This is a genomic window from Thermogemmatispora sp., from assembly GCF_019683755.1.
Lineage (GTDB): Bacteria > Chloroflexota > Ktedonobacteria > Ktedonobacterales > Ktedonobacteraceae > Thermogemmatispora.
Genome location: NZ_JADGHT010000005.1, coordinates 34,061 through 41,695, shown reverse-complemented (window position 1 = coordinate 41,695; position 7,635 = coordinate 34,061). Strand labels below are relative to the sequence as shown.

The window sequence follows — 7,635 nt, the reverse complement described above, 5'->3', positions numbered from 1 at the left end:
CAAGGTCTAGGCCTTGCGCTATATTTATGTGGAGTAATCCCTACTATGTTACTTGGGATAACATAGAGGACAAAGAATATGGGGAACTTTCGGGATATCAGCAGGGAAGGAGCAGCAGACTATGCCCCAGATCAATGAGGCCGATGTGATCGAGGCCTTACGGGAATGCTATGATCCAGAGATTCCTGTCAATATCTATGATCTCGGCCTGGTCTATGGGATCGATATCAATCAGGAAACCGGCCATGTGCATATTAAGATGACGCTGACCTCAATGGGCTGCCCGTTGGTCGGCGATGTGATGTCTGAGGTCGAGATGCGCGTTAGCCAGGTCGAGAATGTGAAGTCATGCGACGTGGAGATGACTTTCGATCCACCCTGGACTCCCGATCGCATGACCGAAGACGCTAAGTGGGAGCTGGGCCTGATCTAGGTAGGTCTGGTCTGGCACGCCTCGCGCTCGGCTCAGCCCTTCTCTTCCAGGGACTCGCCTGGCTCTCCTTTGTATCTCTCTTGCCACAAGGCCTATCCTAGCACGTGACGACCCCACTGGCGCTTAGGAGCTTCTGTTCGCTTTTCGCAGCGATGGTGGTCCGCTACCTGCCGGCTGTGGTCTGTCACGTGTTATTTTTTTCTCTTTTTACTCTTCCCTTCGACAAAGCAGTGTGTTATACTGAGTGCTATCAATCAATACATTTATCTTCATGATATGAATGGATGGGGAAGAAGCATCCTTCTCGCAGGGAGCAATACCTCTAGCCTTTTTTCTTCTACGATCTGTCCAGTCACACCAGTCTCGATCTAGAGACAAGGCAGGAAGAGCAGGCGCAGAAAGAACACCCTGGAGACATCAAACCTACCGGCTGAGTCAAAGAGCTGGCAGCCTGCGATGGGGGGAGCATTGGTCCTGAGTTTTCCGAAAACAGCTTGCTGAAAGCGAAAGAATCCTAGAGAGGCAAGGAGCTAACAATATCGATATAAGGATAGCAAAGGAGCTAGATATTCAGCAGACGAAGAGCAAGGAGCTTTTGTCTCAGAGAAGCAAGCGGAGACGCTGATAGCTACAGCAACGAGGAGGCCGATGTGCGGCCCACTGAGAGCAGGAGGTTGAAGAGATCTCATGATCAGGCACTGTGAGTTTTGCTACGCAGCGGTGCCCGAGAGCTACACCACATGCCCTGTCTGCGGGGCGGCGCTGGGGGGCGGCCGGGGTCCGGCTCAGCCCAGCCAGCACGCGGATGACGCTTCCTCTGCGATCGTCTCGCAGGCTACCCCAGTCGCTCCCGAGGCCAGCGGCGCTACAGCCGGGAGCGAGAGCGGCACAGGAGCAGGAGGCAGCTCCAGCACGGAGACTGGTTCTCCTCGCCCACCGGGGGCCTATGATGCAGCACCTATCGGCGCCGTGACTACACCGCGGCGCCTGGCCCATTTTCATCGTAGCGAGTTCAAGGCTGAACAGCGCCCTGCGCTCTCACGCTCGCTGCAAATGGGCTTTGTCTTGATGCTCTTGCTGTTTATGGCGGGAATCGGTTTAGTGATCTATGGAGGCCTGTACCATCCAGCCCGGTTGCGAGCGGGAGCCACGGCGACGGTCAGCGCCGCCCTGACGGCCCTTACTCAGGGGACAGCGCAGGCGCGTGCTCATGCGACGGCGACGGCCATCGCTCGGACCCAGGCCACGGCGACGGCTGCCGCGCAGGCCACGTCAATCGCTGTCGCTACCGCTACCGCTCAGCAGGCCACCTACGAGGAAGCAACGCAAGGGAATCCCACGCTGTCCGACCCTTTGACCGGACAGAATGGGAATCAGTGGACATTGGATAACAATCGGCGCGAGGGCTGTTTCTTCTCCGGGTCCAGCCTGCATTCGTTGGTCGCCAGCGATCATGTCTTTCTTCCCTGTCTGGCTGTGGCCACCAACTTTGCGAACTTTACGCTGCAGGTTCATATGCGGCTGACCCAAGGCGATGGTGGCGGCCTGGTCTTCCGCGCCAATGCAGATAACGGCACGGGCTATCTCTTTTTCGTGGGTAGCGACGGAAACTATAGCCTTATGCTCTCTGACGGGACGCAGGCCAATGCCCTGGTGGGCGGTCCGACAAGCGCCATTCACACGGCAACAGGCCAGGATAACCTGCTGACAGTGATCGCCCGCGGTTCCTCGATTCTGCTCTACGTGAACAAGCAGTATGTTGGTAGCGCTCAGGATGCCAACTTTAGTACAGGGCAGATCGGCGTGTTCGCTATTGACTTGGGCCATGTGACCGATGCCTCTTTCTCCCAACTTGAGGTCTGGTCACGTTAACGATCCTCCTGCCGCCTGCGCCTATTTCTCCCACAGTCATCCTTGTTGCTGATCAGGACAGGGAACTAAGAGTAGGGAACGGAATGCCAATAAGCAAAGCAAGACATTTTCCAAGGTGGAAGGGCCATTACTGGTGGCTGGCCCTACGCTAGCCAGTTGCCTACACTGAGATCGCTTGGCATAGATTGAAAAGCATGTTATGCTGATGATGCTTTAGGGAGTCTTTCTGTCCAGTCTTCGAGGAGGATTTTCTTAGCGATGCAATGCCAGATCTGCCAGGCCGAGCTACCCGCGGGGGCGCGCATCTGCCCCGCCTGCGGCGCTCCTACCCCTTACAATGTATTGGAGCCTGCGCCTTCTCAGGCTCCCTCGTCCTCGCCCGCCAGCCCGGACGCTACGCTGATTAAGCGCCGCTCCGAAACCAGCGAGCAGTCACAGTCGACCACCGTTGAGGATAGTGAGCGTACCTTGCGCGCCCCATATAGCGAGCCGACGGTACGCGCACCTTCACGCTGGCAGCAGTCCCAATCCCCCAGCGGGCAGGCTGAGGCCATTGCTCAGGCGGGGACAGCTCAGACAACTCCCTCCGAACCTGAGCGCGCGCCTCAGCAGACCAGTGCCGAGGCAGGAGCAGCGGCTTCACCCGCTTCTAGCGGCTCGGCGGCCTCTGCTCCCAGCAGTGCGACGCCAGTGCCTCCGCCACGCGACATCGCGACGAGCTATAGCTGGCCACCGGCGCCTTCTGGGCCTGCTACCCCTTCTTATGCTGGCCCGCCTGGTGCTTATCCGGCGCCGTCGGCCCAGACGCCAGCAACAGGCCAGCTACCGCAGCCTTCCGGCCAGCTCAGCCAAAGTGGAAGCTGGGCAACGTCACCAGGCTATCAGCAGCCTTCTGCGGCTCAGCCACCAGCGCCAACCAGCTTTTCTGGCTCCTTCTACCCCGGCTATCCTCCGCCGCCTTCTGCCTTGACCACTGGTCAGCTTCCTGCTGTGGGGGCAAGCAGAGAGGCCGGCGCAGGGCTGCCTCAGCAGGGACAAGTCGGTTGGCCGCCTCAGCCACAGCCGGCTCCTCTAGGAACGCCCGGGCCCGGCACTGGCTTCCCCCCCGTTGCTCCTACGCCCGCCGCCCCAGGAGCAGCCAGGGGAGGCAGGTCGGTGATAGTCTTTATTCTGGCCGTTCTGCTCATCTGTCTCATGGTCCTGCTGGGAACTGTTGTCTACCTTGGCGTCATTCGCCCCGGCCAGGAGCACGCCGCGGCCACAGCTACAGCCCAGAGTGCCACCGCTCTGGCTCGCAGCCATCAGACGGCGACGGCCATCGCCCGCGCCAACGCCACGGCAACCATAACTGCGCTGCAGAACGATCCTCAGGCGTTCTACAACTATATCATTTCTCAGTCCCCCCAGGTGAATGATGGGTTGAGCGGTCAGAGTGCCAGCAATTGGGACGATACGCTCAATAGCGACGGGAGCGGTTGCCAGTTTAACAATGGCGCGCTACATGTCCTGACAACGGCAGAGACACCACTTTGGGCCTGCATCGCCAATGCTCTCACGTATCAGAATCTGGCCTTTCAGGTCGACATGAAGATCATGAAGGGTAATAAGAATGGCCTCCAGACGCTGGGAGGCATGGTCTTCCGTTTCAATGAGGGGACACGCAGCTTCTATAGCCTTTTGATCAGTCCCGGTGGCGCCTATCTGCTGAGCAAGTTCTCCAACGAGGACTTTACCGCCCTCTCCGAGGGAGTCAGCAACGCCATTAACACGAATCTGGGCCAGAGCAATACGCTCACCGTCATCGCCCAGGAGAATATACTCATGGTGTTTGTGAACCAGCACTATCTTGCCACGGTTCATGACAGCAACCTGTCAAGCGGGCAGATTGGTCTAATCGCCCTGGATACTAGCAAAACGCCCGTTGATGTCGCTTTCCAGAACATGAAAATCTGGCGGCTCTAGCGAAAGAGCTAAGCCTTTCTGCCTGCGCACGAGAAGCATGGAAGCATGTGCGTTAGACGGAAAGCGCTGCCTCGCATGGTTCAAGGGCAGGAATGCTGGCTATGATCACGGGAACTAGCGGTCCAGACGCCTGGACTTCCCCGAGACTGCCAGCCCTTTTCTCCTTGCTCTTCTCGCGCGCCCTCGATTGTTTGTTGCCTTTGAGCTTGAGCTCCGGCTCGTCGGCGCTTTGCCAAAATGATTCAGGGCTAGCCTTACTAGCAGCGCTCATGCTATAGTAGCAGAGAGAAGCGAGCAGAAAGGGAAAAGGCTACTGTCAAGCGAGGGAACGCCACGTATGCCAGGGAAGCAGCAAGCAGGCCGCCCGCCGGCGAAGGATAGCCAGTCTGAGCCGGAGCGGCTGCCAGTCTATGGGAGGGAGCCGATGACTCCAGGGGAACACGAGGAGTCCCTGGCCAAACCGACCGAGGCGGAGGAGCAGACGAAGACAACCGCGCTCGTTCAGGCGCCTGTGGTTGCGCCTGCCCCTTTTCGGCGCAGGCGCGCTGGACTCTCTCGCGGGCAGTGGTGGCTTGCCGGGACACTTGCCGCCCTGCTGCTGTTAGCGAGCACAGCCCTCTTGGTGACGCTGACTACCGGCCAGGCTACGGCGGTGCTCCAGGCCCAGGCCACAGCTCGCACCCAGGCTACACGCAATGTCCTCTCCAGCGCAAGCGCCCAGGCCGCCGGCACGGCCCAGGCTCTGTCTACTCAGCAGGCCGCTATCTATGCCACCGCCACAGCCCAGAGCCTGGCAACAGCGCAGCATAGCCAGCTCACTGCAACCGCAACCGCCTATGATGAGCGCCTGAGTCAGATTACGCAGGGCCAACCAGCTTTCAGTGATGATCTCAGCTCTCCCGACGCAACCCACGGCTGGGACCAGGGCTTTAGCGATGCCGGTACCGGTTGTTTCTTTAACAACGGCGCCTATGAGGCGCGCGCAGGTCATCCTGGGTTGCTTCAGCCCTGTTTGGCCCATAGCACGCACTTTAGCCAGTTTGTCTACGAGGTGCAGCTAACGATTATCCACGGTGAGGAGGCTGGTCTGCTCTTCCGCGCCAGCACCGACGGTCAGCGTTACTATCTCTTTCGTATGAGCGTCACTGGCTCCTTCGCCCTCGATCTCTATGAGGGTACTTCGGCCCAAACCCTGCTGACGGGGTTCAGTCCGGCGATCAGCAGCGGCCTGACCCAAACTAATATTCTGAGTGTCCTGGCTACACAGGACACCATTGTGCTCTATGTGAATGAGCAGGCCGTGGGCAGCCTTCATGATCACTCGCTCTCGTCAGGCGCGATCGGCGTCGCCGCTATCGATGATCAGTTACCCTGCGTGGCTCAATTCAGCAATGCTCACGTCTGGCTATTGCCTCAGTGAAGCAACGAGCGCACGGGCTGCCCCACGTCGCTCGCGCCCAGCGAAAGCGGTCGCTGGGACTGTGACAGCCAGCCCCGTGTGATTGACAGAGCGCGCCCGCGTCTGCTATCCTATCGCTAGGAGCGAAGGAGAAAGGCGCAACAACGCCCCAATTCAGCAAAGGCGAAGAACAGGATCAGTACCTCATGGGCCAGACGCCAGAGAGCTGCGGGCCGGTGCAACGCAGTGTCGGACATGAGGGAATCCACCTGGGAGCCCACGCGATGAGCGTCTGCGGTTGCCCCCGTTAACGGGCCAATGAGGGGCTGCTCTGCCCAAGCCGTCAGGTCGCGGCCTGGCGCTTGCCATGTCAGCCGACTAGACATGCGAGGAGCAGAGCGCCTGAACGAAGGTGGCACCACGGCCTACGCTGTTGATCAGCGTTGTCGTCCTTACGCATAATGGACGATAACGCTTTTTTTATTGTATGAGACAGCCAAACCAGACAAGAGGCAGAGGGAGAGGGGAGAGAGCAGCGACGCCGCCGTCAACCAGCTAGTCAATGCTCAGCGGCTGGGCTAACAGAGGGAGATATCTCTTGTCAAGAAGCATAGGAGCATACACTAAGCGGAGCAAGTGGAGGATTTTTCATGCTCGATCTCGGTTTTATTCGTACGCATCCCGAGCTTGTCAAGGAGGCCGTGCGTCTCAAGCAGAGCGACTTTGATGTTGATCAGTTTCTCGCCCTTGACCGCCAGGTGTTGGAGTTACAGCATCAGGTTGAAGCTCTGCGTGCAGAGCAGAACCAGCTTTCAAAACGTATTGGGCAGGCCGGCAAGGACAAGGAGCTGCGCGAGTCGCTCATCGCCCAGGGCAAGCAACTGGCAGCGCGCCTGAAGGAGCTAGAGCCACAGCTCGAGGCACTGACCGAGCAGCGTCAACAGCTCCTTTACCTGGTCCCACAGATCCCTGACCCCTCGGCCCCAGTCGGCGCGGGTGAGGAAGATAATGTTCCGGTGCGCTATTGGGGAGAGAAGCCGCAGTTTGACTTTCCACTGCTGGATCACTACACCCTCATGCAAAAACTGGACCTGGTTGACATGGAGCGCGCCGCCAAAATTGCCGGCTCGCGCAGCTATGTGCTCAAAGGCGATGCTGCCCGCCTCGAAATGGCCCTGTTGCACTTTGCTTTCGACCGCATCGCTGCCAAGGGCTTCACGCCGCTGATCGTGCCGGCAATGGCGCGCGAGTTCTGCTTTATCGGTAACGGCCAGTTTCCACGCGGACGCGACCAGGTCTATGCACTGGAAGGAGAGGATACCTTCCTCGTAGGCACCGCCGAGGTCTCGATCACAGGCATGTTCAAGGATGAGATCCTCAGCTACGAGGAACTGCCCCTGACCTTCGTTGGCTTCTGCCCATGCTTCCGTAAGGAGGCCGGCACCTATGGCAAGGATACGCGCGGCGTCTTCCGCGTCCATCAGTTCAACAAAGTCGAGCAATATGTGATCTGCGAAGCCTCACATGAAGAGTCGGTTCGCTGGCATGAACAGCTGATTCGCAACGCTGAGGAGCTGGTTCAGGCGTTGGAGATTCCCTATCGCGTGGTCAACGTCTGTACGGGCGACATGGGCGATGGCAAGGTTGGCATGTACGACCTGGAATGTTGGGTACCCAGCGAGGGCCGCTATCGCGAAACGCATTCCTGCTCATACTTCCATGACTGGCAGGCGCGACGCGTGAACATCCGCTATCGCGACCGCGATGGCAAAGTGAAGTTCGTCCACACCTTGAATAATACCGCGATTGCCTCGCCCCGGATCTTGATCCCGCTGCTAGAGAATCATCAGCAGCCCGACGGCTCTGTCCGCATTCCAGAAGCCCTGCGCCCCTATCTGGGCGGGCAGGAGGTCCTACGCCCGCGCCACTCCTAGCTTGCTTCTTCGGCCAGGATGAGCCGGAAGCAGCA

Annotated in this window: 5 protein-coding genes; all 5 read left to right on the top strand. The window is 58.9% G+C overall.

The features are described from left to right. Positions 1–121 precede the first annotated feature (121 nt). The 5 genes from IRZ24_RS01135 to serS all read left to right on the top strand — a co-directional run bounded on the left by IRZ24_RS01135 (position 122) and on the right by serS (position 7,600). The gene (locus tag IRZ24_RS01135; RefSeq protein WP_297159774.1) at positions 122–433 is read left to right on the top strand and encodes an iron-sulfur cluster assembly protein; all 312 of its coding nucleotides are present in this window, start codon (positions 122–124) and stop codon (positions 431–433) included. A 687-nt stretch (positions 434–1,120) separates the two neighbouring features. Beyond that, positions 1,121–2,305 carry a LamG-like jellyroll fold domain-containing protein gene (locus IRZ24_RS01130; protein WP_297159773.1) on the top strand — a complete coding sequence of 395 codons (1,185 nt, stop codon included), beginning with the start codon at positions 1,121–1,123 and terminating at the stop codon, positions 2,303–2,305. 258 nt (positions 2,306–2,563) lie between these two features. Beyond that, the gene (locus tag IRZ24_RS01125; protein ID WP_297159771.1) at positions 2,564–4,267 is read left to right on the top strand and encodes a hypothetical protein; all 1,704 of its coding nucleotides are present in this window, start codon (positions 2,564–2,566) and stop codon (positions 4,265–4,267) included. A 337-nt stretch (positions 4,268–4,604) separates the two neighbouring features. Beyond that, a complete protein-coding gene (locus IRZ24_RS01120; RefSeq protein ID WP_297159769.1) occupies positions 4,605–5,687 on the top strand; it encodes a hypothetical protein in 1,083 nt (360 codons plus the stop codon). 629 nt (positions 5,688–6,316) lie between these two features. Then, positions 6,317–7,600, top strand: a complete 1,284-nt coding sequence (gene serS / locus IRZ24_RS01115) for a serine--tRNA ligase (protein ID WP_297159767.1) — start codon at positions 6,317–6,319, stop codon at positions 7,598–7,600. Positions 7,601–7,635 lie beyond the last annotated feature (35 nt).

What these genes read in the sequence shown, in the direction of transcription:
- IRZ24_RS01135 (WP_297159774.1), top strand. Translation starts at nt 122, where the DNA reads ATGCCCCAGATCAATGAGGCCGATGTGATCGAGGCCTTACGGGAATGC.
- IRZ24_RS01130 (WP_297159773.1), top strand. Translation starts at nt 1,121, where the DNA reads ATGATCAGGCACTGTGAGTTTTGCTACGCAGCGGTGCCCGAGAGCTAC.
- IRZ24_RS01125 (WP_297159771.1), top strand. Translation starts at nt 2,564, where the DNA reads ATGCAATGCCAGATCTGCCAGGCCGAGCTACCCGCGGGGGCGCGCATC.
- IRZ24_RS01120 (WP_297159769.1), top strand. Translation starts at nt 4,605, where the DNA reads ATGCCAGGGAAGCAGCAAGCAGGCCGCCCGCCGGCGAAGGATAGCCAG.
- serS (WP_297159767.1), top strand. Translation starts at nt 6,317, where the DNA reads ATGCTCGATCTCGGTTTTATTCGTACGCATCCCGAGCTTGTCAAGGAG.